18 protein-coding genes are annotated in these 24,682 nt (G+C 56.4%); 11 read left to right on the forward strand and 7 right to left on the reverse strand.

What is annotated here, in order from left to right:
- Nucleotides 1-6 precede the first annotated feature (6 nt).
- The 7 genes from GBK02_RS06185 to xseA form a co-directional block, all read right to left on the reverse strand.
- Nucleotides 7-2,388 (reverse strand): McrB family protein, encoded by a 2,382-nt coding sequence (locus GBK02_RS06185; RefSeq protein WP_203468864.1) that lies wholly within the window; start codon nucleotides 2,386-2,388, stop codon nucleotides 7-9.
- A gap of 5 nt (nucleotides 2,389-2,393) precedes the next feature.
- On the reverse strand, nucleotides 2,394-3,065 hold the full coding sequence (locus tag GBK02_RS06190) for a M48 family metallopeptidase (protein WP_203468865.1): 672 nt from the start codon (nucleotides 3,063-3,065) through the stop codon (nucleotides 2,394-2,396).
- 86 nt (nucleotides 3,066-3,151) lie between these two features.
- Entirely contained in the window at nucleotides 3,152-6,481 is a 3,330-nt protein-coding gene (locus tag GBK02_RS06195; RefSeq protein WP_203468866.1) for a type I restriction endonuclease subunit R, read from the reverse strand.
- 8 nt (nucleotides 6,482-6,489) lie between these two features.
- Nucleotides 6,490-8,217 (reverse strand): restriction endonuclease subunit S, encoded by a 1,728-nt coding sequence (locus tag GBK02_RS06200; protein ID WP_203468867.1) that lies wholly within the window; start codon nucleotides 8,215-8,217, stop codon nucleotides 6,490-6,492.
- On the reverse strand, nucleotides 8,210-10,714 hold the full coding sequence (locus tag GBK02_RS06205) for a class I SAM-dependent DNA methyltransferase (RefSeq protein ID WP_203468868.1): 2,505 nt from the start codon (nucleotides 10,712-10,714) through the stop codon (nucleotides 8,210-8,212). Before GBK02_RS06205 ends, GBK02_RS06200 begins: the two co-directional genes overlap by 8 nt.
- A gap of 264 nt (nucleotides 10,715-10,978) precedes the next feature.
- Nucleotides 10,979-11,566, reverse strand: a complete 588-nt coding sequence (locus GBK02_RS06210; RefSeq protein ID WP_203468869.1) for a superoxide dismutase — start codon at nucleotides 11,564-11,566, stop codon at nucleotides 10,979-10,981.
- Nucleotides 11,567-11,607: 41 nt separating this feature from the next.
- Complete coding sequence (gene xseA, locus GBK02_RS06215) at nucleotides 11,608-12,960, reverse strand: exodeoxyribonuclease VII large subunit (protein WP_203468870.1); 1,353 nt, start codon at nucleotides 12,958-12,960, stop codon at nucleotides 11,608-11,610.
- Nucleotides 12,961-13,241: 281 nt separating this feature from the next.
- On the opposite strand from xseA, the gene GBK02_RS06220 reads away from it, so the two are divergent.
- The 11 genes from GBK02_RS06220 (at nucleotide 13,242) to GBK02_RS06270 (ending at nucleotide 24,648) form a co-directional block, all read left to right on the forward strand.
- On the forward strand, nucleotides 13,242-13,847 hold the full coding sequence (locus GBK02_RS06220) for a MotA/TolQ/ExbB proton channel family protein (RefSeq protein WP_203468871.1): 606 nt from the start codon (nucleotides 13,242-13,244) through the stop codon (nucleotides 13,845-13,847).
- Nucleotides 13,848-13,850: 3 nt separating this feature from the next.
- On the forward strand, nucleotides 13,851-14,267 hold the full coding sequence (locus GBK02_RS06225) for a biopolymer transporter ExbD (protein ID WP_203468872.1): 417 nt from the start codon (nucleotides 13,851-13,853) through the stop codon (nucleotides 14,265-14,267).
- Nucleotides 14,267-15,265, forward strand: coding sequence for a tetraacyldisaccharide 4'-kinase (lpxK, locus tag GBK02_RS06230; RefSeq protein ID WP_203468873.1), 999 nt, complete (start codon nucleotides 14,267-14,269; stop codon nucleotides 15,263-15,265). Before GBK02_RS06225 ends, lpxK begins: the two co-directional genes overlap by 1 nt.
- Nucleotides 15,246-15,422: a Trm112 family protein gene (locus tag GBK02_RS06235; RefSeq protein WP_203468874.1), complete on the forward strand. Its 177-nt coding sequence runs from the start codon at nucleotides 15,246-15,248 to the stop codon at nucleotides 15,420-15,422. The genes lpxK and GBK02_RS06235 overlap by 20 nt, the downstream gene beginning before the upstream one ends.
- On the forward strand, nucleotides 15,422-16,195 hold the full coding sequence (gene kdsB / locus GBK02_RS06240) for a 3-deoxy-manno-octulosonate cytidylyltransferase (RefSeq protein WP_203468875.1): 774 nt from the start codon (nucleotides 15,422-15,424) through the stop codon (nucleotides 16,193-16,195). Before GBK02_RS06235 ends, kdsB begins: the two co-directional genes overlap by 1 nt.
- Before the next feature lie 101 nt (nucleotides 16,196-16,296).
- Nucleotides 16,297-16,950 (forward strand): adenylate kinase, encoded by a 654-nt coding sequence (adk, locus tag GBK02_RS06245; RefSeq protein WP_203468876.1) that lies wholly within the window; start codon nucleotides 16,297-16,299, stop codon nucleotides 16,948-16,950.
- A gap of 12 nt (nucleotides 16,951-16,962) precedes the next feature.
- Entirely contained in the window at nucleotides 16,963-18,222 is a 1,260-nt protein-coding gene (locus GBK02_RS06250) for a 6-phosphofructokinase (protein WP_203468877.1), read from the forward strand.
- A gap of 28 nt (nucleotides 18,223-18,250) precedes the next feature.
- Complete coding sequence (locus GBK02_RS06255; protein WP_203468878.1) at nucleotides 18,251-20,317, forward strand: sodium-translocating pyrophosphatase; 2,067 nt, start codon at nucleotides 18,251-18,253, stop codon at nucleotides 20,315-20,317.
- A 109-nt stretch (nucleotides 20,318-20,426) separates the two neighbouring features.
- Nucleotides 20,427-22,607 (forward strand): type I secretion system permease/ATPase, encoded by a 2,181-nt coding sequence (locus GBK02_RS06260; protein ID WP_203468879.1) that lies wholly within the window; start codon nucleotides 20,427-20,429, stop codon nucleotides 22,605-22,607.
- Nucleotides 22,604-24,019, forward strand: a complete 1,416-nt coding sequence (locus GBK02_RS06265) for an HlyD family type I secretion periplasmic adaptor subunit (protein ID WP_203468880.1) — start codon at nucleotides 22,604-22,606, stop codon at nucleotides 24,017-24,019. Before GBK02_RS06260 ends, GBK02_RS06265 begins: the two co-directional genes overlap by 4 nt.
- Entirely contained in the window at nucleotides 24,019-24,648 is a 630-nt protein-coding gene (locus GBK02_RS06270; RefSeq protein ID WP_203468881.1) for a response regulator transcription factor, read from the forward strand. Before GBK02_RS06265 ends, GBK02_RS06270 begins: the two co-directional genes overlap by 1 nt.
- Nucleotides 24,649-24,682: the final 34 nt, after the last annotated feature.

A 24,682-nucleotide genomic window follows, 5' to 3' on the forward strand; every position in this document is an offset into this window, starting at 1 on the left:
TGGTGCTCAGGACAGTGTCTCGTAGATGCCGATATATGCGTCAGGATTAGAGAATGCAGACTCCTGATCCACATAGCGCTTCGCAGTGGAAAAAGAGTCAAGGCCGTGATCATCCCCGAAGAGGCGCGAGAGTTCGTCCTCGTGATCTCGGCTCTCTGTAATGAAGCGAGCGGTCTCCGGTTTTTGGTTATCTGCAAGGACCAGGCGTATTTTCTGGCGATCTTCGAAGAAGTATTCGTCAAGCAGGGGCAAAACTCGATCTTTGAATAGTTGAGCTAGACCAACGAACCGTTCTTCCCCATCAGCTAACTTAAATAATCCGGTGAAGTATGCGTGTCCGATGCAGTGGTCACGATCGTAAAGCGCCTCGATGCGTTGATTGATGGTGGTGAGCATTTGCGGAATATTGATTTCCTTGTCTCCCGCTGTGACCCTGAGGCCGTGAAGGGGAGCCCCTTGTTCGTCACGTGAATCTGGCAAGATTTGGATGAAATCAAAACGACGCCTTAATGCGGTGTCGAGCAAGGCCAAAGAGCGATCGGCAGTATTCATCGTGCCGATAATGTCTAAGTTGGCTGGCACCGAGAATTGTTGCCCTGAATACGGCAGCGTGACTGAGATTGCATGCTCAGCTCCTTCCCGTTTGTCAGGCTCAATCAAGGTGATAAGTTCGCCAAAAATCTTGCTGATATTTCCTCGGTTAATCTCATCAATCAGCACGGCGAAATGCTGGTCAGGCGCTAGGCGTGCCTTTCGGCACAATTCTTTGAAGACACCTGGTCGTATTTCGTACTGAATCTCGCCTGACTCAACTTCGTTGCTAACCACAACCGGGCGTAGTCCTTCCACAAACTCCTCGTAGCCATAAGACTGGTGGAAGGTGACGAAGCTGAATCGTTGAACTGAGGTAGTGTCCTTGGGGGCTACTTGCAAAGAGTCGACGAGTTCAATCAAGTCAGCGCATTGCTCTGTCCAGTTGCCCGCGAACTGCCAAAAGGAATCGGTGGTTTTGTCGAAGATTGCAGGTGCAACCCCCCTCTTGGTGTTTACCGTCGTAGAGGCGTCAATCGTGTGGTACTGCAAAGCCCCCCAAAGTGTTTGGGTTGGGCTTTTGTTTGAAGGAGTGGCGGCAATGATGGCTTGGATGAACGGATGAGCAAGTAAGTCACTAACTTTTGCTTTCCCGCCCAGCTGATAAAGGGCTGCTGCAGCACCTTCCCACCATTTGAGTTTGGCGATTTTTTCCGTAATCACCTCGCGGCGCCATTCTTCATTGGATACCGAAGTTATCGACTGTTCGTAGTCGCGTTTCAGTATCTTTGAAAGCTCGTAAGTCTTACCAGTCCCCGGCGGTCCGTAATAAATACGATTGAATGGCTTTCTGGAGACCGTTGTCGGAGGAGGTACCTCATCTTCCGTGTCGTCATCCTGGTCAGTCGGGTCTTCACGAAGTTGATCAGGCCAAAGACCAGGGCGTTCGGTTTCCAAGGGCCACCACTCGTCGAATGCTTCTCGCTCAGATGCTAAAGCGGATTCTATTTTTGATACCAAGTCTTCAGATAGCGCCTCCCGGTGCTGCCTGGGTAAGGTGCCAATATCGCGTGTCGAAGAAATCGTTCTTGTACGCGTCCCGCGAATGATGCCGAGTACCCCTACAGCGCGTTCATTGCCAGGGTTCTTGCGGCCAAAGCGGACCTGAATATTTTTGCCCATGTGCCACCAGTCGAAACCGGCTGCATGAACCGATCGGGCCAATCTGCAGAATAGGGTTTTGTCTAGTGGAGACCAAGATGCGCGGAAAGTCTTAAAAGCCGGCTTACCATCGAAATGATTAAGTAAGTCCTCATCGCTCAAAGTCTTGCCAATATTCAATTTGCTTACTACATCCTCGTAACGCAGGCGGAAGGCGCGGATAGCACCAATACTCCACTCAACAAGCTCAGGCAAAGATTTACTCAAACCCTCTGCTATGGGCAGCTTCGCTACGATAGGCGAGGTATTGTCGTATGCGCCTCGCAGACCGAGTAATAGTCCGCGTACTGGGTCGCTATCGTTAAGACCAACTGTGTCGATTTTGACCACAAAGCCCTCATCCGCGCCGATCCCGACGGTATAGGCAAGCTCTTTGGGGGCATCTGCGGTGGGATAAATTCGAGCCCAGTTATAGGGTAGAAAAGAGTTGGCTTGGCTAGTAGGGCGCTTACGAACCTTCACCAGCCCAGGAGGAAATAGTTTCTTCTTGACCTCGTTAGCCCATGCTTCAGTGACCTCGTAGGCTTTTTTTAAGTCCTCATAGGCGCGGTTTTGCTCAGGGTTTGATTCATCACGTTTCAGTCCCTTCCACTTGTTGAGCAGCTTGAAGTGGTCACTGGTGAAGTAGTCTGCCATCTCGTTTATATCCCTTCGACATCCATTCCATGTTCTGCCAACCAAGCCTTGCGCTGTGCGAAGTCAGGCATGGCACGCTCGACGCGTAACCAAAAGCTCGGTGTGTGATGTGGTTCGTGCAAGTGAGCAATCTCGTGAACAACGACGTATTCAGCGATGCGTGCGGGTAGGAGGATCGACTTCCAATGGAAATAAAGCCAGTTACCTTTGCCACACGATCCCCAGCGATAACCCAAGTCTTGAACTTTGACGCCCGCTGGCGTGACTTCCATCCGTGATTGATAATCGGCAACTCGGCTAGACAGCCATGCTCGAGCACGCTCGCTGTACCACCGGATGAATTGTTCTCGCGCATTGCTTAATCGGTCGCGGCGAAGTGCAAAACGACCATTTATTAGGCGAAGTGCTGCATCTTGCTCATCGACCAATTTAAGCCGATGGCTTCGGCCGAGGTACAGGAAGCCCTCGCCGTCGACGAATTCCTTCACTGCTATTCGTCGTTGGAGGCGCTCCTTCTCGGCAAGTTTTGTGTAAATCCAAAAGCGCTTTTCCAGGACGAATGCCCGGAGTTGTTCCTCATTCACTTCGGGCGGTGCATGCAGAAGCAGTTTTCCACTGCGTTCCACCGTAATCTGAATGGTTCGGCGGCGTGAGCTGCGCTGCAGGCTGAATTGCAAGTCATCGATGCATAAGCTACTGCACGCGCTTACAGTCTGGACATCTTGTAGATGCGCTATAGACATATCTGGGGCCGAAGTCGCGCTCAAATCTGCATCAATTTATCGTGGTTGGCGCGGGCCTGCTCCATCAACTTGTCAGCCAGAACTCCCGCCTTGTCTGTGTCCACCAATGGCGGCCGCAGGCGCATCAAATGCTCGAAAAGCTGTGTATTCAGATCTTCCTGAGCAGCGCGTTTGTAAGAACTCCATATGTCGCGGTTGCCTTGAAGCTCTTGCACCAACAAGTCCACCAGCTCGACCGTCACATCCTTTAGCCGTATCAGTTCGATAGAGGTTGGGGTTTGTCCTGCGTAGACCACATCCAGGACGGTCCGAAGAAACGGGGCGCAATGCTCGGGCAAATCGCTGGGGGTTTGACCATCATTGGTTTTACCCGCGCGCAGTTCATCGATCATTTGCTGCAACTGGGCAATCAGATCATTCCATTGCTCACCCAAGGTCTTCAAAATGTCGTTTAGGCGTTCGGAGAGCTTGCGGAACAACACTGGGTCCTCATCCAGGTGCTTGTGAATATGCGAGCGGATTGCGTGTTCCATTTCCGAGGCCTTCGCTCGATCACTGGCTGTGCGGCTGACGTGGGTGTCGAACTCAGCATCGGTCAGTTGAATTGGGGGGATCTTCGGATCAATGCCAAGCGAGATCACGTGGTCGTCGATCAGCTTGCGGACTTTCGCACCAACATCTTTGCCTAGAACGGGCGTGTCCTTGTAGCGGTTACGAGCACGGGCGTAAATATAGGCTAGGCGCTTCGCATCACCGGAATACGGGAGCCCTTCCGGTCGAGGTAGAACCGTGTCAAGCGAGGAGAGGAAAGCCTTCAGCTTGACGGCAAACTCGGCACGTAGCTTCTCGTTACCCAGAGCCTCGACGCAGGCTTCCGTGTCCTCCAATGATTCGATGTCCTGCTGGCGGAAGAGGTCCACTACGCGGAGGTGACGGTCACGCAACACCGGGACCTCATCCTTCAGGCTGGCGAGTGCTCCTTCAATATCCTCATCGGCATAAGCAGCGAGTGCTTCCTTCAAATGCTTCGCAACACCAAAGTAGTCCACCACGATGCCGCAGCGCTTTCCGAAACCGGTCCGGTTTACGCGTGCAATCGCCTGTAGCAGTTCAGCTTCCCTGATCGGGCGGTCAAGATACATTACCCCCTCAATGGGGGCATCGAAGCCGGTGAGGAGCATCGATTTCACGACCAGGAAAGCCAGTGGATCGGTCTTTTCTGGCTTGGCGTTGAACAGCGGCTTCTTGAATCGCTTGATCAACTGTTCCTGAGCCGAAGCATCGGTCCAAGGCTTCCATGCTGGATCATCGTTGTTGCTGCCAGAAATGATGGGTGCGAATTCGAGCCTAGCCACCGTGTCACGGTAACGCCAAGCCTGTACTGTGGCTTGCACCTTGGGTGGCCGCAGGCACAAGGCTTCGTCATCCAGAGACTTATCTTCGGCCGAAAGGGCGTTTGCCTCAGTTAGCAATTCATCTCGCGCATCGCTCAATGCCTCGAAGTAACGAATCGCTGCCAGCCTACTGTATGCCACCACCTGAGCCTTATAGCCATTGGGCAAGATATTGGTGACGTAGTGACGAATGATGTCGCGAGCCTTATCGGCAATTAACGCCGGTGCATCGAAGATGTGCCCCTTGGTGGCGTACTTCTTCTTGATTGCTTCAAGCTCTTCCTGCGTGTGATGCCGGAACAGGTCTTCGAAGAGCTCATCCAGACTGGCCCCGTCCTTGATCGCTCCGTTCGCCGTGCGACCCTCATAAAGGACTGGCACCGTGGCGCCATCTGCTTCTGCTTCCTTGATGGTGTAACGGTCAATGAATTCGCCAAAGATTTCATGGGTGCGTTTCTTCTCACCCATGATGATCGGTGTACCGGTGAACCCAATTCGAGCACAGTTCGGCAGGCCAGCCAGCAGGCTGGCGTGCAGATCACCAGCTTGGGTACGGTGGGCTTCGTCCACCAAAATGAGGATGCTATCGTCCTCATTAAGAACCTCGAACTTCTCTTCAGTTTTGTAGGCGGCCTTTGGCTCTGCCACTTGCAGAGTTGCTACCGGCAGATCATCTGCCCTAAGTGGTGCATCGCCTACAACATCGCCATCACGGTACTTCTGAATCGTCGCAAAAATCAGCCCTGGGCCCTTGCGTCGAGCCAGTGCCTTTACGCCAGCCGTGCTGGCTGCAATTTCTACGATCTCGCCGGTCATGGTGGCGGTGACGGACAGTTGGTTTTGCAGATCCTTGCGGTCGGTGACGACGATGACCTTGAAACGCCGTAGTTGTGCATCAGCGCGCATCTTGCGCACCAGGAATACCATCGTTAGGCTCTTTCCCGAACCTTGGGTATGCCAGATGATCCCACCGCGCTGGTCGTGATCACCATTTTGCAAGCGGGTCTGGCCCGACTTGAGTCGGTCAATCGCCCGGTTCACGGCCCGGTATTGCTGGTAACGGCAAACCGTTTTGATGGTTTGGCCGCCCGCCTGCATGAAAAGCATGAAGTTTTGAACTGCGTCCAGCAGGTGCGAAGGAGAAAGCAATCCTGCGATCAAGCGCTCCTGCTCTGAAAGTGCAGATTTGCCTAGCGCCTGAGCTACCTCAATCTCGCTACCCGTGCCGTCCGGGCCGACCACCGTCTTCCACTGGGCATAGTGCTCAAAGGCCGCGCCGACACAACCCACGCGCGCCTCGTCAAAGCTGGTGGCCACCAGCAACTGGTTGGTGGTGAACAGGGGCTCGTTGCCCTCGTTGTCATCCACCTCAAACGCGGCCTTGCGCTGGTTGCTGTAGCGCCGCAGTTGATCCACGGCCTCGGCCAGCGGCTCAGGGACGGACGGGCTCTTGCACTCCACCACCACCAGCGGGATTCCGTTCACCAGCAGCACCAGGTCGGGCACGATGAAGGCCTTGCCACTGTTGAAGCCAGGCGGGCAATCCACGCGGTACTGATTGATCACCGTGAAGCGGTTGTTGGCAGGCGTCTCCCAGTCGATATAGCGAATCGTCTGGCCGCGCCCGCCGTCCCAGCCCGGCAGGCCGTCCACCGTCAAGCCTCGGATCAACAAGGCGGAGGCCTTTTCGTTGGCCTCCATGAGCTTGTGAGTACCCAATCGGGTAATGGCTACTGCGGCCTCCGAAAGCCGTACCTCGTCTAGCCAGGGCGCACCGTCAGGCCCAAGGTTCAGCGTGCGCAGTTGTTGGCGCAGAAGTCCCTCCTGAATTACCTCGGCAAAGCTGTTTCGACCCGTGACTGCCGGGTTATCTAGACTGCCTGCGCTATAGGCCCAACCGAGTGCCTGTAACTGGGCTACAAACGGCTTTTCGACATCATCTAGTTCCCAGCCCATACGGCCTCCTAAAGCGCCAGTTCGGTAATCAGTTTCTTGGCTTCTATGCCGTTGTTTTCTTTATTCAATTTATTCCAGATTTGAAGCAGCCTTTCTTGAAATGGCCACAATTTCGCACGTAACCGCTTCCACGTTTTACTGTCGATATTGCCTGCCATTTGCGAAAAATCTTTGAGGTTGATAGACACGTCAAACTTTCCAGAATGGGTGATGTGCATGTGCGGCTCGTGGTGGTTGACGTTCTCTGTTCGTATTTCAACTTTGACACTATCCTTATTCATCACTACGAGCGTCGGGAGGCTAACGTCGCCAAATAGTTCTTTGCGAATTTCGTCGGTTGTTTCTTTGTCTGCTCGATAGGCAGCCAGGCATATCTTTTCCAGGACAACTATCGGGTTCTCGGACATGCCCAACGGAACTTCACAGTGCAAGCCTGTGACACGGACGCGACCAGTGAGTAGGTCGTCCATGAGGCCGGTTTTTTCAAACCGCCGTTTTTCGAGTTCTTCTTCCTCGAACCTGATTCGCTTGTTCAGGCTCTTCAGGCGTCTGGCTATTTCGTTTTGTTCTGTAACCGGTGGGCGAGCGATGGTGATCGCGGCAAGGATCGAGGTATTGAGGTTCGCCATGGTCGACCCAACAGCCCGTCCCATAACCTGCGTCTGAACACCTGGCTGCGTGTAGACAAGTGCAAGCCAGTAACCATTGACATCGTGAGCGGGCAATCGAGCCAACAGGCAACCTGTGCCGCACAACCATCCAAGATGTTCTTCCTCAATGGCCACGCAGCGCGATAGATCCCCACGGCGAGAAAAAACCAAGTCGTTAGGCTGAACGCGATGCCGAGAAAGAGCCGTGGCTTTTCGCTGGTTGATCCGGGCGATACTTTCAACAGATAGCTCACCATTGACCATGTCCTGCGGCATGATCACAGGAATGCCATCAAGCACGTACTCGTGCGCATGGAGTTGTGATCCAAAAGGCCCGGTTTGAAGAAATCCGCCCGAGCGTCGCGCAATTTCCCCGAGGGTAACGTCCTCCCACTCCTTCGGAATCCACCCCAGCGGCGATTGTTTGTAGAGATGCGGCGCCTCGGCCTGGGGCTGGCGCAGTTCGCCGTTGACGTCGATGCCGCGCATCAGCAGGTCGTGCAGCAGTCCCTGCTTGACGGCCTTGAGCTTGGCGAGGATTGCCTTGGTTTCGTGGATGGCGATGTCGAGGGTGTCGAGGACTTGGGCGATCTTTTGCTGATCACTCAATGGGGGCAGATCAATAGGTACTGCCTCCAGGATGGCTTTTGACAACCCTCCGCGACCGCCCCCTGAAGAACGGGCGCGAAGTTCCTCGTATCTCCGATCCAGGTTGTGAAACAGATAATCCGTTCGCAGGTCGCTGCCGTTCGCTTTCAGAAGTGCTATCGACTGATTGGTGCTGAGAGTACAAAGGGTGAGCGCCACAGTGCCGCGAGTCTTTCCTTGCCCAGCCAAGCCGATGGCGACGGCGGGTGGGTTTGTAAGCGTAGCGTTTGACGAGCGCAGGCCCAGAGCTGTAATCCGCCCAGGAACATCCCGGATTCTCCGAATGTGAACATCGCCCGACGCCATCCAAGGAACATCACCGTTCCAAAACTGGGGAATTTCGGTAGATGGGGTGCCGCCGAGGATGCACTCAGACACTTGTCCAAGTGTTGCCGGCTTCCAATCTGGCGGCGGAAGCAAAAGGGATTGCTCAGACATACCGTAACCCCTTCAAGAACCCCTGCAGCGCCTTGGCGGCGTCATCACGCTTACCCTCGATCTCGGTCAAGGTCACGCGGTACTTGTCCCACCAGTTCTCGAACGCGGCGACGATGGTCTTGCGCTGCGCAACCATGTAGCGCTCCACGATGGCCTGCATGTCGTTGTGCAGGATGGTCAGCAACAACTCGGCGGCGGCTTCTGGCGTCAGCCCGTCCACGGCAGAGGCGATATGTTGCTTGAAGCTGTCGTTCTTGGCCTTGAGCTGCTTCTTGACGGCGGTGAGCTCCTTCTTCCAGGCCTTGAGTTGGGCTTCGTCCACGGCGTTTTCTTCGTCGCCATCGTCTTCCGCCGCCTCAGCGGCTTCGCCGTCCTCGCCCTCCGCATCCTTGGGGCTGGAGGCCTTGATCCGGCTGTCCAACTCGGCCTTCTCGGCTTCCAGCTCGGTGATGGCTTCGACGAAATCACTCATCAGGAACTTGACCAGCTTGTGCTCCAGCGGGCTTTCCTTGCTGGCCTTGTCTTCCAGCGCAGTGACGATGCTGGTGCGCCATGCGTCGGCCACGCCCTTGGCTCCGCGCGCCATCAGGGTGAGGAACTCGTACTTGGTTTGGTACCAGAAGCCGGCCACGATGCCGCGCACCTGGAAGGGGTCGAGCAGGCCGATGGCTTCCAGGCTTTGGCTGAAGCTGGCCAGCAGGTCGTTGCGCAGTGCGACGAGGCTGGCGGCGTTGTCCATTTGCCCAGACAGTGCCGTGATGCGTGCGCTGTGGGCTTGCCACCATTGCTCGAAGGCCGCGCGGATGGCCGCTTCCTTGGCAACCAGACCGGCATTGGTTTCGATGGTCGGCTTGAGCGCTTGCCGTGTATCTAGGGCGGGCGCGAAGTCGAAATATTTGGCATCCCTTTCCACCAGCAGGTCCATCGGGTTCAGGCCGTGGGCGCTGAACAGTCCGGCTTTGTCGGCCACCTCGGCCTTGGGGATGCCGCCCACCAGATGGGCGCGCACATCGTGCGGCTCGGGCGATGGCGCGTTGTCGGCGTAACGGCGGATGTTGAGGTTGTAGTCGTTGGCCTTGAGCGTGGCGTTGTCGACGATGGCCGAGAAGCCGTCGATGGCGCGGAACTCGTCGAAGGTGGTGACGATCTTCTCGATGTGCTCGGGCAGCAGGTAGTTCTGGGCGCGGCCTTCGAAGAACTCGCGGTCGGCATTGATGAACAACACCTTGCCCTGGCGCTCGGCGGGCTTGCCGCTGACACGGTTGGCGCCGTTCTGCACCCGCTGGCGCAGCACTAGAATACAGGCCGGAATGCCGGTGCCGTAGAACAGGTTGGGCGCGACGCCGATGACGGCTTCAAGCAGGTCGTCCTCAATAATGCCGGCACGGATGGTTTTTTCCTCGCCACCCCGGAACAGCACGCCGTGGGGCAGAACGGTGGCCACCATGCCGCCGTCGCGCGTGACGGCCAGCATGTGCTGCAGGAACATCAGGTCGGCCTTCTTGGCGCCAAGCGGCACCTGGCCGTAGGGGAAGCGTTCGGCTTCGAACTTGGGTTTCCAGGCGGCATTGCCGTCTGCATCCTTCTCGGTATTGCCCCAGTGGATTGAGAACGGTGGATTGGTGAGCACGCGGTCGAAGTGCATCAATTCGCCGCCTTCGACGTGCTGCGGTTCGGCCAGGGTGTCCTCGTTTTGCAGGTTGGCGGTGCTGATGCCGTGCAGCAGCATGTTCATTTTGGCGATGGACCACACGGTGCCGTTGAATTCCTGACCGAACAAGTTGGCCTTGCGGCCGTCTTCGCCGTGCTCGTCGATGAATTCCTTGGCGGCGATCAGCATGCCACCAGAACCACAGCACGGGTCGTAAATGTCGTGCTTTAGTTCGGGTTTGATGAGGCGCACCATCATCCGCACTACCGAGCGCGGCGTATAGAATTCGCCGCCTTTCTTGCCCGCTGAATCGGCGAATTCGCCAATCAGGTATTCGTAGGCTGCGCCAAGCAGGTCGGGGAACTCGAAGTCTTCATTACGCAGGCGGTACTTACCGAAATGCGTAATGAGCTGCTGCAACTTGATATCCGGAATCTTGCTCTGGCCAATTTTGCGGGTGAAGTCGATGTGCTCCAGAACGTCGTAGAGGCTGACATTTTCGCCTTCAATCCCCGCAAGTGCCTTGCTCAGAAGGCTGCCGACATTGGTTTGGCGCGAGTTGTCGACCAGGTATGTGTAACGCGACTCCTTTGGCACCCAGAAATAGCCATCCTTCTTGTACCACCGCTTATTCTCAGCCGACATTTCAGCATCGACGGGCGCCTTGCCCGCATCGACTTCGAGCTGGATCACTTCTGCGCGGCGCTGTTCGAAGACATCGGAGCAGCGCTTGAGGAATAGCATTCCGAATATGTATTCCTTGAATTCAGATGCGTCCATCTTGCCGCGCAAGATGTCGGCGGCTTTGAAAAGGTGGCGTTCTAGTTGTGGCAGGGTGAGAGGCATCGCGGACTTATAGTTAGTTATTAGGGCTTCCAAATGGCATTTTATAGGTTGCCCCATATTTTTGCTGGAAGTAAGGCAGCATTTTCGCGCCAGTAAGAGGGGTTTGGGCGTGCCGTGAGGGAGTTCTCCATTCGATAGGCACAAAAAAAGTCTGGGAAGCATATGGCTCCCCAGACTTTTCATGACTTTATTAATTTCGCCCTGAGTGGTTTTTCAGGACTTTATTAATTTTTTCACGACTTTATTTCTGCATCACAGGGGCGATTAGCCTGCGAAGTTGGCTTCGACGAAAGACCAGTTGACCAGCGAGGCCAGGAAGGTTTCAACGAACTTCGGACGCATGTTGCGGTAGTCGATGTAGTAGGCGTGTTCCCAGACGTCGACGCAGAGCAGGGCCTTGTCGCCGGTGGTCAGCGGGGTGCCGGCGGCGCCCATGTTGACGATGTCGAGCGAACCGTCAGCCTTCTTGACCAGCCAGGTCCAGCCGGAACCGAAGTTGCCGACAGCGGAGGTCTGGAAGGCGGCCTTGAAGGCATCCAGCGAGCCCCACTTGGCGTCGATCGCAGCAGCCAGCGCGCCAGCCGGTGCGCCGCCGCCGTTCGGCTTCATGCAGTTCCAGAAAAAGGTGTGGTTCCAGACCTGGGCTGCATTGTTGTACACGCCGCCGGCCGGGGCCTTCTTGACGATGGCTTCGAGGTCGAGGTTTTCGTACTCGGTGCCCTTGATCAGGTTGTTCAGGTTGGTGACATAGGCCTGGTGGTGCTTGCTGTAGTGGTAGTCAAAGGTTTCGGCCGACATGTGCGGGGCGAGTGCATCTTTGGCGTACGGCAGTTGCGGCAGTTGATGTTCCATTGTTTTCTCCGTTGTATGTGTAAAGGGGTAAAACGAAAATTCTAGTCAGCTTCCGGTGTGGCGACAACTTGCTTGACAGTAACGGATGCCGACCCTCGGGCAAAACTGATATTCAGCGACGCGCCGGATGCCAGTGTGCCGGCATCGCGGATTGCTTTGCCGTCCGCACCGATCGCCAAAGCGTAACCGCGCGCCAGCACGGCATGTGGATCGAGTTGCTTGAGACTGCTGGCCAGTGAATTAAGTTTCCCTGTTTGTCGGGAAATTTGCCAATTGGCCTGGCTGTGCAGCCGGTAGGCCAGGTGGGCGATGTTTTCTCGCTGGGCTGATGGCTGCGGGCGGGCCGCATGCAGCCGTTGTCGGAGGTTGGCTTGGTGCATGTGGGCGGATTGGTTTTGATGTGCCATGGCATGGTGCAGGCGCAGCCCGAGTTGGCTGACATCGCTGTGCCGTTGACGCAGGCGTTCGGCCGGATGAATCAGGCGTGTGGCCAGCCAGTCCAACTGCTGCTGCCGTTCGGCCTGGTTGCGTTCAATTTGGCGAACCAGCTGTTGCTGCAAGCGTGCCAGGCTCAGGCGCAATGCCTCGCGATCCGGGCCCAGCAGTTCGGCAGCGGCGGTCGGTGTCGGCGCGCGCAGGTCGGCGGCAAAATCGGCAATCGTGAAATCGGTTTCGTGACCGACACCGGAAACAACCGGAATAGGCGCCGCAGCAATCGCCCGGGCAACACATTCTTCGTTGAAGGCCCAGAGATCTTCGATACTGCCACCGCCCCGGCACAGGATGATGGCCTCGCAATCGCTGGCGCTGGCCGCATTCAATGCAGCAGCAATTTTCTCGCCGGCACCTTCGCCTTGCACCGGCGTCGGAAAGAGCGTCAGCCTGATGTGCGGCGAGCGGCGACGGAGGGTGCTCAGCACATCGCGCAAGGCGGCAGCTTGCGGGCTAGTGACGATAGCCAGGTGGCGCGGGAAGCTCGGCAGTGGTTTCTTGCGGTCGACGGCAAACAAACCTTCATTTTCGAGCTGTGCCTTGAGGCGGAGGAAGCGTTCGAACAAGTCTCCCTGGCCAGCCCGGCGGATTGCTTCGATGTTCAGCTGGAATTCGCCGCGTGGTTCGTAGAAGGAGACGAGCGCACGCGCTTCGATTTTCTGGCCATTCTCCAGTCGCCAGCCGAGCAATTGGGCGCGGCTTCGCCACATCACGCAGCGAACCTGCGCGCTGGCATCTTTCAATGAGAAATAAACATGACCCGAAGCGGCGTAGGTCAGGTTGGAAATTTCTCCACCAATCCAGGTGAGCGGGAAAGCCGTTTCAAGACATTCGCGTACCAGGCGATTGAGCCCAGCGACGGTCAGCACTGAATTATTGACAGGCGAAGCGATATTTTGCATCCCCGGATTGTAACCCGTGAAAAATATTCGAGGCAGACTGTTGACAGTCAAAAATATTCTTAACTTATTGATTTTATTGAATCTAAAGAATATGCCTTGTTTTTTGGCAGAGTATAAAAAAGCCTTTGCCGGAATGGGGTTAGCGCACTTGATGACAATTCATTCACAGACTTATCCACAGATTTTGGGGATAAGAAAAAAACCGTCGGTTTTATGGGGCTTGCCCCGCGACGGGGGGAGAGGCAGAATCACGGGCTAACATTCCACCAAGGATTTCTCACGTGTTTGCTATCGTTCAGGCCGCCGGCTGGCCAATCTGGCCTTTGCTCTTCGCTTCCATCGTTGCCGTCGCCCTGATTATCGAGCGTCTGGTTGCCTTGCGCCGCTCCAAGGTGGTTCCGAATGGCCTGCTGCAACGGGCGGTCGGCGAGTTCAAGCGCGGCGCCAACAACGACAAGCTGCTCGATGATCTGGAGCGCCATTCGCCGCTCGGCCGTGTGCTTTCCGCTGGCCTGCGCAATGTCAATGCGTCGCGCGAGATCATGAAGGAATCGATCGAGGAAGCCGGTGGTGGCGTGGCTCACGAACTGAATCGTTATCTGACGACGCTCGGCACGATTGCCTCGATCAGCCCGCTGATGGGCCTGTTCGGCACGGTGGTCGGGATGATCGAAATTTTCGGCTCGCAATCGCCGACCGGTTCGAATCCGCAGCAACTGGCGCACGGTATTTCCATTGCGCTGTACAACACCGGTTTCGGCCTGGTCATCGCCATCCCGAGCATGATTGCCTGGCGTCATTTCCGCGCGCTGGTCGATGGCTTCGTCGTCGAGATGGAGCAGCAGGCGGTTCGCCTCGTCGAATACATGCACGGCGATCGGAAGTAAGCGATGAACTTTCAACGCGGGCGCAGCCGGGAAGAGCCGGAAATCAATCTGATCCCGATGATCGACGTGCTGCTCGTCATCATCATCTTCTTGATGCTGACGACGACCTACGCCAAGTTTTCCGGACTGGAAATCAACCTGCCGACGGCCGATGCCAGCAAGCAGGCCGAGCAGCCGAACGAGATCGATGTCGCAGTCACGGCAGCCGGCCAGATTTTGATCAACAAATCGCCGTTGACCGCAGCAGACGTCAACAGCATTTCGAATGGTCTGCGCCGTGCCGCGGGCTCCCGCCAGGATCCGGTGATCGTGATCAATGCCGATGCCAAGGCAACGCATCAGAGCGTGGTCGATGTCATGCAGGCCGCGCAAACGGCCGGTTATCCGCACATTTCCTTTGCCACCCAAGCGCCGCGCTGATGTTTTCTGCGTGGCTGCAGCGTCAATGGTTTGATCAACGCCGGCTTGCGCCGGCGTTGTGGCTTCTGCTGCCGCTGAGCGGACTCTTTGTCCTGCTCTCTACTTGGGTTCGGCGGCGTACCCGGCCGGAAAAACTGGCGGTGCCGGTCATTGTCATCGGCAACATCACGGTCGGTGGCGCCGGCAAGACACCGCTTACTCTCCATCTTGCCCATGCCTTGCAGCAACGTGGCTGGCATCCGGGGATCGTCAGTCGTGGTTATGGTGGCGAAAATGCCGTGCCGCACCGGGTCGACCGTGACTCCCTGCCGGCCGAGGCAGGTGACGAGCCGATTCTGCTCGCCCGGCGCAGTGGTGTTCCGGTCTGGGTGGGGCGTCATCGTGCTGCGGCAGGGCGCGCATTGCTGGCAGCGCATCCTGAGGTCGATGTGATTCTTTGTGACGACGGGCTGCAGCATTACCGCCTGGCGCGCGATGTCGAACTGGCCGTTTTTGACGGGCGTGGTGCCGGTAACGGCTGGCGTCTGCCGGTCGGGCCGTTGCGCGAACCCTTGTCGCGCCTTACTGCGGTCGACGCGATTATTTGCAATGGTTTGCCGGATGCCCGCCTGCCGGCGGAGGTGCCGCGTTTTGAAATGCGCTTGCAGCCCGGCCTGTTTTATCGCCTCGATGCACCGGCTGAACACTGCGAGGTCGGGGCTTTTCTCGGCAAAAAGCTGCATGCGCTGGCCGGTATTGGCGATCCGGGTCGTTTTTTTCGCACCCTTGAAGGGCTTGGCCTGGACTTCGAGGCACACCCGTTTGCCGATCACCATGCTTATACGGCAGAAGATCTTGCTTTCGCCAAAGACAGCATTCTGCTGATGACCGAGAAGGATGCAGTAAAATGCGCCGGTCTTGTGGCGGGGGAAACCTGGGTTTTGCCCGTCGAGGCCGAGCTTTCGCCGGCCCTTATTGATCTTATTCTGGAGAAACTCCGTGGACGCCAGGCTGCTTGATATCCTCGTCTGCCCGATTTGCAAGGGCAATCTCGAACACCGCAAAGCTGAAAAGGAACTGGTTTGCAAACCCTGCAAGCTGGCATTTCCGATCCGCGACGATATCCCGATCATGCTGGAAGACGAAGCGCGCCAACTGTCAGCGGATAACGAGTAATGCCCGGCCTGCTTTTCAAGGTGGTCATTCCGGCGCGTTTTGCGTCGACCCGCCTGCCCGGCAAGCCTTTGCTCGATCTGGGCGGCAAGCCGATGGTTGTGCGGGTGGCCGAGCGAGCCAGGCTGTCCGGCGCAGAAGAAATCTGGGTGGCGACCGATAATGCCGATGTCCGGGCGGCGGCCGAGGCGCATGAAGTAGCTGCGCTGATGACGCGGGCCGATCATCCGACCGGTACTGACCGCCTGGCCGAAGTGGTCGAGCAGCGTGGCTGGAGCAGCGATACGATCATCGTCAATGTGCAGGGCGATGAACCGCTGATCGAACCCGAAGTCATTATCCAGACGGCCCGCCAACTGGCCGCCAGTGGTGCGGATATCGCGACGGTGGCGCATCCGATTCACGATCCGGCCGACTTCTTCAATCCGAACGTGGTCAAGGTGGTTTGTCGGGCCGATGGCGATGCCGCCTATTTCTCGCGCGCCCCGATTCCTTATGCGCGCGATCACTTTGCACGCGAAAAAGGCGGCGATAGCTTGCCTCCCAATTTTCCGGCTTATCGCCATGTCGGTCTGTACGCTTACCGGGCCAGCTTTTTGAAGGCTTACGCCGGGTTGACCGTGGCACCGACCGAGGAATTCGAATCACTCGAGCAATTGCGTGCCTTGTGGCACGGTTACCGGATCAGCGTCACATTGATCGATGCTGCACCGGCGCCGGGGGTCGATACGCCCGAAGATGCCGAGCGGATGCGCAAACTGTTTGACCGGGCCTGAAATAGCGAGTAATTTTTCGGGCTTACATGACGGCTTCAAGTCAGCGGCTTCAAGTCAGGCCGATAAAAAGATTTTTCGATACATAAACCGAGGGACTTTCCATGAAATTGATTTTGTTGGGCGCTCCGGGCGCCGGTAAGGGCACGCAAGCCACGTTCATCTCCAAGGAATTCGGCATTCCCCAGATTTCCACCGGCGACATGCTGCGCGCTCAAGTCAAGGCAGGCACCGCCCTCGGTCTGGAAGCCAAAAAACACATGGATGCGGGCGGCCTGGTGCCGGACGCAGTCATCATCGGCATGGTCAAGGATCGCCTGACCCAGGATGACTGCAAGAACGGTTACCTGTTCGACGGTTTCCCGCGCACCATTCCGCAAGCTGACGCAATGAAGGATGCCGGCGTGGCGATCGATTTCGTGCTCGAAATCGACGTGCCGGACAGCGACATCATCGAACGCATGGCTGGCCGTCGCGCCCACCTGTCCTCGGGCCGCACCTACCACGTCAAGTTCAATCCGCCGAAGGTTGAAGGCAAGGATGACGTGACCGGCGAAGATCTGGTTCAGCGCGATGACGACAAGGAAGAAACCGTCAAGAAGCGTCTCGATATTTATCACTCGCAAACCAAGCCGCTGGTTGATTTCTATACCAAGTGGGCCGCTGCCGGCGATGCCAAGGCGCCGAAGGTTCGCAAGGTGGCCGGTGTTGGTACGGTCGACACCATTACCAAGAGCGTTTTCGACGCATTGAAGTAAAAGGAGCATGCGATGACGGTCAAGAATGCCTTCTACGCACAGTCAGGGGGCGTGACTGCCGTCATCAATGCGACGGCGTGCGGCCTGATCCAGGAAGCACGCCGACATCCCGACAAGATCGGGAAAGTCTATGCCGGTCGCGACGGCATCATCGGTGCGCTGACCGAAGACCTGATCGATACCAGCCTCGAAACCGACGAGGCCATTGCCCGCCTGCGTAGCACGCCGGGTGGCGCTTTCGGTTCCTGCCGCTATAAGCTGAAAAGCCTGGAAGATCATCGGGCGCAATACGAGCGTCTGATCGATGTGTTCAAGGCGCACGATATTGGCTATTTTTTCTACAACGGTGGCAACGACTCCATGGATACCGCCTGGAAGGTTTCCCAGATTGCTGAAAAAATGGGTTATCCGGTGGTTTGTGTTGGTGTGCCAAAGACCGTTGATAACGATTTGCCGCTGACCGATTGCTGTCCGGGGTTTGGTTCGGTCGCCAAGTATGTCGCGACTTCGATTCGTGAAGCAGGCTATGACGTAGCCTCGATGGCTCGCACATCAACCAAGATTTTTGTCCTCGAAGTCATGGGTCGCCATGCTGGCTGGATTACCGCCGCCTGCGGGCTGGCTGCCGAAAATGCTGGAGAACCGCCGCACATCCTGCTTTTCCCCGAAGTACCCTTCAATCCCGAGCGTTTTCTGGCGCGGGTCGATGAGTGCGTCAAGCAATACGGCTATTGCACGGTTGCTGTTTCCGAAGGTTTGTCGGATGCCGAAGGCAAATTGATCGCGGACTCGGGAACCAAAGACGCTTTTGGCCATTCGCAACTGGGGGGCGTTGGGCAGATCGTGGCGCAACTGATCAAGGACAAGCTGGGTTACAAATACCATTGGGCGCTGGCTGATTATCTGCAGCGCTCGGCGCGCCACCTGGCATCGCGAACTGATGTCGAGCAGGCACATGCGCTGGGTGTTGCTGCGGTCAACCTGGCCTTGCAGGGCAAAAATGCTGTGATGGCGACCATCGATCGCCTGGCCGATGCGCCGTATCGCTGGGAAATCGGCGAAGCTCCGCTCAAGGACGTCGCCAATGTCGAGCGCAAGATGCCGGCCGAGTTCATCACGGCTGATGGCTTCCACATCACCGATGCCTGCCGCACCTATTTGCAGCCACTGATCGAGGGCGAGGAGCCGCCGCCGTATCGCAACGGCTTGCCCGATTACGTTCGTTTGCAGAACGTTTCCATCGCCAAAAAGCTGGAGGCGTTCAAAGTCTGATTTTTTGTTAGCCTGAAGAGGGGGAGTAATGTCTACACCGTTGTTGCTGGCGCTAGCCTGCGCCGTGTTGGCTGTCCTGTATGGCTGGGTTTCCAGCCGACAGATCCTCGCGTTGCCAGCCGGCAACGAGCGCATGCAGGAGATCGCCAGGGCGATCCAGCTGGGAGCTGAAGCCTATCTCAGCCGACAGTACAGGACTATCGCCCTGGTGGGGGTCGTACTCTTCCTGGCTATTGGTTTGATTCCCAAACTGGGTTGGCTGACTGCATTTGGTTTCCTGGTCGGTGCCGTGCTTTCAGGCGCAGCCGGTTTCATTGGAATGAATGTTTCGGTCCGGGCGAACGTACGTACCGCCGAGGCTGCGCGGGGCGGTATTTCTGCCGCACTGGATGTCGCGTTCAAAGGTGGGGCCATTACCGGCATGCTGGTGGTCGGCCTTGGGCTGCTCGGCGTGGCTGGCTACTTTGCCTTTCTCAAGTCAGTCAATCCAGCGGGGGCCGATCTTCATCATGTGATCGAACCGCTGGTCGGGCTGGCTTTTGGCTCATCGCTCATTTCCATTTTCGCTCGTCTGGGTGGCGGTATTTTCACCAAGGGGGCCGACGTTGGTGCGGATCTGGTTGGCAAGGTCGAAGCCGGCATCCCGGAAGATGATCCACGTAACCCCGCTGTCATTGCCGACAATGTGGGTGATAACGTTGGCGACTGTGCCGGCATGGCGGCCGATTTGTTTGAAACCTATGCCGTGACGGTGGTGGCGACGATGGTGTTGGCGGCCCTGACGATCAAGACGGCGACCGGTCTGGGTGAAAACCTGGTGCTTTATCCGTTGGCGTTGGGTGCGGTTTCGATCATCGCTTCGATTGTCGGTTGCTATTTCGTCAAGGCGACCGAAGGCGGGAAAATCATGTCGGCCCTTTATCGCGGCTTGATCGTCGCGGCGGTCCTGGCGCTGGCGGCCTACTATCCGGTGACCGCCTGGTTGATTGGCGCCGGTGCAACATTGCCGGATGGATCAGTGATCAATACAGCCACCATGTTTGGCTGTTCTGTCGTTGGCTTGGTGTTGACCGCGGCATTGGTCTGGATCACCGAGTACTACACCGGGACAGACTACGCACCGGTCAAGCATGTGGCGGCTTCCTGCCAGACGGGCCACGCAACCAACATCATCGCCGGTATCGGCGTTTCGATGAAAGCCTGCGCCTGGCCAGTTCTTTCTGTGTGTGCTGCAATTTATGCAGCTTTTGCCATGGGTGGATTGTTCGGTATCGCGATTGCAGCAACGTCGATGCTGTCGATGGCCGGTATCGTCGTGGCGCTTGATGCCTACGGTCCGATTACCGACAACGCTGGCGGGATTGCCGAAATGGCCGAACTGCCGAAAGAGGTACGCAATGTGACCGATCCACTCGACGCTGTTGGCAATACAACGAAGGCCGTGACCAAAGGCTATGCCATCGGCTCTGCGGGCCTGGCCGCTCTCGTTCTTTTTGCCGACTATACGCATGGCCTGGAAGCTGCGTCGGGCAAGGTCTTTACCTTTGACCTGTCGAACCATCTGGTAATCATCGGTCTCTTCATTGGTGGCCTGATTCCTTATCTGTTCGGTGCAATGGCCATGGAGGCTGTGGGGCGTTCGGCCAGTGCAGTGGTCATGGAAGTGCGCCGCCAGTTCAAGGAAATTCCGGGCATCATGGAAGGAACGGCGAAGCCCGACTATTCTCGTGCTGTGGACATGTTGACCGTGGCAGCCATCAAGGAAATGATGATTCCGTCGATCTTGCCGGTCGCTGTGCCTATTGTCATCGGTCTGCTGCTCGGTCCGCAGGCCTTGGGTGGCTTGCTGGTCGGAACCATTGTGACCGGCTTGTTTGTTGCCATTTCGATGACTACTGGTGGTGGTGCTTGGGATAACGCCAAAAAATATATCGAAGATGGCCATTTCGGTGGCAAAGGGTCTGATGCGCACAAAGCGGCGGTCACAGGAGATACCGTGGGCGATCCTTACAAAGATACGGCTGGGCCAGCAGTCAATCCGCTGATCAAGATCATTAATCTGGTTGCTTTGCTGATTGTTCCATTGATGACCTGAAAGGCCGTGAGGCAGAGTAAAAGGCGGCTTTTGCCGCCTTTTTACATTTATTCAGAACTCGATTTTTTTATCACGTTAGAATCTAAAAAAAATTGCTGTCTGGGGAGTTATGAATCAGGAAGTTGCTGCCAGCACTGTTGAGCTTGGTAAATCAGTTGTGCGCGAGGATCTGCTGCATCACGATCCCCTGCTTGATTGTCTGGTCGAGTTAACCCGAATTCATGGTCGTCCCAGCACGCGCGCGGCATTGATTGCTGGGCTTCCTCTTGAAAAAGGGGTATTGACCCCTTCGCTTTTCGCCCGGGCGGCGAGTCGTGCCGGTTTGTCGGCCAAACTGATGCGGCGCCAGATCGAACGTATTGATCCGGTCCTGTTGCCTGCTGTTTTGCTGACCAGCGGAGAAGAGGCTTGTGTCCTGCTTGGTTGGGATGATGCGGGAGAGAATGCCCGCCTGCTTTTCCCGGAGACCGGTCAAGGTACGGTGCTGATGGCGCGCGAGGAGCTTCTTGCGCGCTATACCGGTATCGCCATCTTCTGCCGCCCGCATTTCCGTTTCGATAAGCGGACGCCGCAGGTTGGGGATGTCAAGCTCCGCCACTGGTTCTGGGGGGCGCTGGCTGATCAGTGGCCGCTCTATCGCGATGTTCTGGCGGCAGCCTTGTTGATCAATATCGCTGCACTGGCGATGCCTCTGTTTTCAATGAATGTTTATGACCGGGTTATTCCCAATCGTGCCATGGAGACGTTGTGGGTCCTGGCGCTGGGGGTGGCTTTGCTGGTTGCGGTTGATTTGACCCTGCGTTCGTTGCGGGGCTATTTCATTGATCTGGCGAGTGCCAGAATCGACATGCAGCTATCCGCCAAGATCATGGAGCGGGTACTTGGTGTCCGCATGGAAGCAAGGCCAACCGCTGTGGGTGCGTTTTCATCTAATTTGCGCTCATTCGAGTCGGTCCGTGATTTCATTACTTCGGCTTCTGTGACGGCGTTTATCGACTTGCCATTTGCCCTGCTGTTTATTCTGGTGATTGCGCTGATTGCCTGGCAGTTGGTCATCCCGGTATTGCTGGCAATTGTTTTTGTCGTGATTTATGCCTACATTCTTCAGCACAAAATGCACGAGCTTTCAGAGACAACGTATCGTGCAGGGGCATTGCGTAACGCCACCTTGATTGAAAGCCTGACCGCACTGGAAACAATCAAGACACAAGGGGCGGAAGGTGTCATGCAGTCAAAGTGGGAGAAGTCGGTTGCTTTCGTTTCCCAAGTCAATAACAAGATGCGCTTTCTTTCTGCGGCAGCAACCAACGGGGCGATGGAAGTCCAGCAATTGGTCAGTGTCGTAGTCGTTATCTGCGGCGTCTACCTGATTGGTGATGGCAAACTCAGCATGGGGGGGCTGATTGCCTGCACCATGCTGACTTCCCGCGCAGTAGCGCCGTTGGGCCAGATGGTTGGCCTGCTCATGCAGTATCACAGCGCCAAAGTTTCTCTGGCCTCGCTGGAAACCATCATGGCCAATCCGGTTGAGCGTCCGAGCGATGCGGCCTTCGTGCATCGTCCGGAATTAAAGGGAAATATCGAATTTCGCGACGTGCAGTTCAGTTATCCGAATAGTTCGATTGCCGCTCTGAAGGGCTTGAACTGCAAGATTGTCGCCGGCGAAAAAGTGGTTGTGATCGGGCGGATCGGTTCGGGCAAGACAACTTTGCAAAAATTACTGCTGGGGCTTTATCAGCCGACCGGTGGTGCGCTGATGATCGATGGCGTCGATGTTCGCCAGCTGGACCCAGCAGATTTGCGACGCAACGTTGGCTATGTGGCGCAGGATGTGACGCTTTTTTACGGCACTTTGCGTGACAATATTTCGATCGGGGCGCCTTATGCCGATGATGCTGCAATCATGGCGGCGGCTGAGGCGGCCGGCCTGACAGAGTTCGTCAATCGTCATCCGGATGGCTTTGACATGATGATTGGCGAACGAGGGGATTCTTTGTCCGGAGGCCAGCGTCAAGGCGTTGCCATTGCCCGTGCATTTCTGATGGATCCGCCGATCTTGCTGCTTGATGAGCCGACCAGTGCAATGGACTTTTCATCTGAGCAACAATTCAAGCAGCGCCTCAAGTCAATGGCTGCGCACAAGACAGTCTTGATCGTGACGCACCGCAACAGTCTTCTTGATTTGGCGACGCGCGTCATCGTGGTCGATGACGGTCGGATCGTGGCTGATGGTCCGCGCGATCAGGTGATCCAGGCCCTGCAGAGCGGCCGGATCGGGAGAGCTTCATGAGTCGCATCAAGGCAATCGGTGTGGCGCTGCATGGGTGGCTGGAAGGGGTGGCCGCACGCAGTGCGCCCCGTGTTGAAAAACTGCTTGGACGTTTACCCAGTAAGGAGGATGTCGACGTCGTTGATTTTGCAACGGATGCCGATCTGGCCATTCTCCGTCAGGAGCCGTTGAGAGCGCGGGTTCTGTTGCGCTCAATCGGTATCGTTCTGGCTATCTTCATTATCTGGGCTGCGGTGGCTCAACTGGACGAGGTGACGCGCGGCGATGGCAAAGTCATTCCGTCAAAGCAACTTCAGGTTTTGCAGAGCATCGATGGCGGCTTGGTGTCCGAAATCCTCGTTCGTGAGGGTGATGTCGTCCAGGCCAATCAGTTGCTGGTGAAAATTGACGAAACCCGATTCGTTTCTTCGGTCAAGGAAAATCGCTCCCAATACCTGGGACTGGTTGCCAAAGCAGCTCGCCTCAAGGCGATGTCGGATGGCAAACCTTTCATTCCTCCTGCGGATGTCTTGAAGGAAGTGCCCGAACTCGTCGAGCAGGAGCGTCTGCTCTATGAGGCAAAGCGGGAAGAGATGCAGGCGGCGGTTTCGATTGCTCGCCAGCAATTGGCGCAGCGCCAGCAGGAACTTAATGAGTCGCAGGCCCGCAAGGCCCAGGCACTGCAAGGGTATGAGCTGACGTCGCGCGAGTTGACCGTAACCAAGCCTCTGATTAATTCTGGGGCCGTCTCCGAAGTCGAATTGTTGCGTCTTGAGCGTGATGTCTCGCGCTATCGTGGTGAGCGCGATATGGCAACGGCTCAGATCACCCGTATTCAGGCGGCGATTAACGAAGCCCATCGCAAAATCGAAGAGGTTGAACTGACTTTTCGTAACGATGCAGGCAAGGAACTTTCGGAAACCTCAGGCAAGCTGAATAGCTTGGCTGAGGGAAGTATTGCTTTGTCTGATCGCGTCAAACAATCCTCCATCCGCTCTCCGGTCAAAGGAACGGTCAAGCGCTTGTTGGTGAATACGGTGGGGGGCGTAGTTCAACCCGGCAAGGACATGATTGAAATCGTGCCGCTTGAGGATGCCTTGTTGCTGGAAGCGCGCGTTCAGCCTCGTGACATCGCTTTCTTGCGTCCAGGTCAGGCGGCGATGGTCAAATTCACCGCTTATGATTTTTCTGTTTATGGCGGGCTTGAAGGGACCTTGGAGCATATCGGTGCCGATAGCGTCATGGATGACAAGGGCAATGCTTTCTACACGGTTCGTGTCAGGACTAACAAACCTGGATTCGGTGATGCCAATCTCCCGATTATTCCAGGCATGGTTGCCGAAGTTGATATCCTCACAGGGAAGAAAAGCGTACTGGCCTACTTGTTGAAGCCGGTTTTGCGAGCAAAAAGCGTGGCGTTGACGGAGCGTTGATGAAACACTGGATTATCGATGTCGACAAAAATGCACTGCCAACCTGGTTGGAGGCAATGCCCGGGGCTGCGCTGTTGGTCCGCAATGATTTGCCAAGCATTTCTCTGGGTGAGCCGGGAATTGTCTGGTGCCGGTTGCGTGCCGGTGAAGATTTTGCCGTGCTGGCTCGTGACATGGCGCATGCGGTATCTCATCAGGTGGTCATTCTTTGTGATGATCTGAACGAGGAGCTTGTCATGCAGGCTCTTTCGCTAGGGGCGGCCGGCTGCTGCAATACTCATGCCGCACCAGAGGTATTGAGGCAGATTGCGCTGGTCGTCGGTAATGGTGGTTTGTGGATCGGCCAGTCGCTTTTGCAGCGTTTGGTTGGGACGACTTCGCGACTTCTCGGTCAACGTGCTCCAGCAGAGGAAAATGCCGCCGAGGGCAGTGCATGGGTTGCTTTGCTCTCAGAGCGCGAGGTGCAGGTTGCTCGTCTGGTTGCTGGAGGCGCCAGCAATAAGGAAGTGGCGAATCAGCTGGCAATTACAGAGCGCACAGTCAAAGCTCATCTGACTGCTGCTTTTGAGAAGCTGGGCATTCGTGATCGTTTGCAGCTTTCTCTCAGGATCAACGGTCGGCTACCTTGATTCCCGGGAGAGCCTTGTCTCTCCTGAATGGCTG

It is taken from the genome of Dechloromonas sp. TW-R-39-2 (genome assembly GCF_016864195.1).
Taxonomy (GTDB): domain Bacteria; phylum Pseudomonadota; class Gammaproteobacteria; order Burkholderiales; family Rhodocyclaceae; genus Azonexus.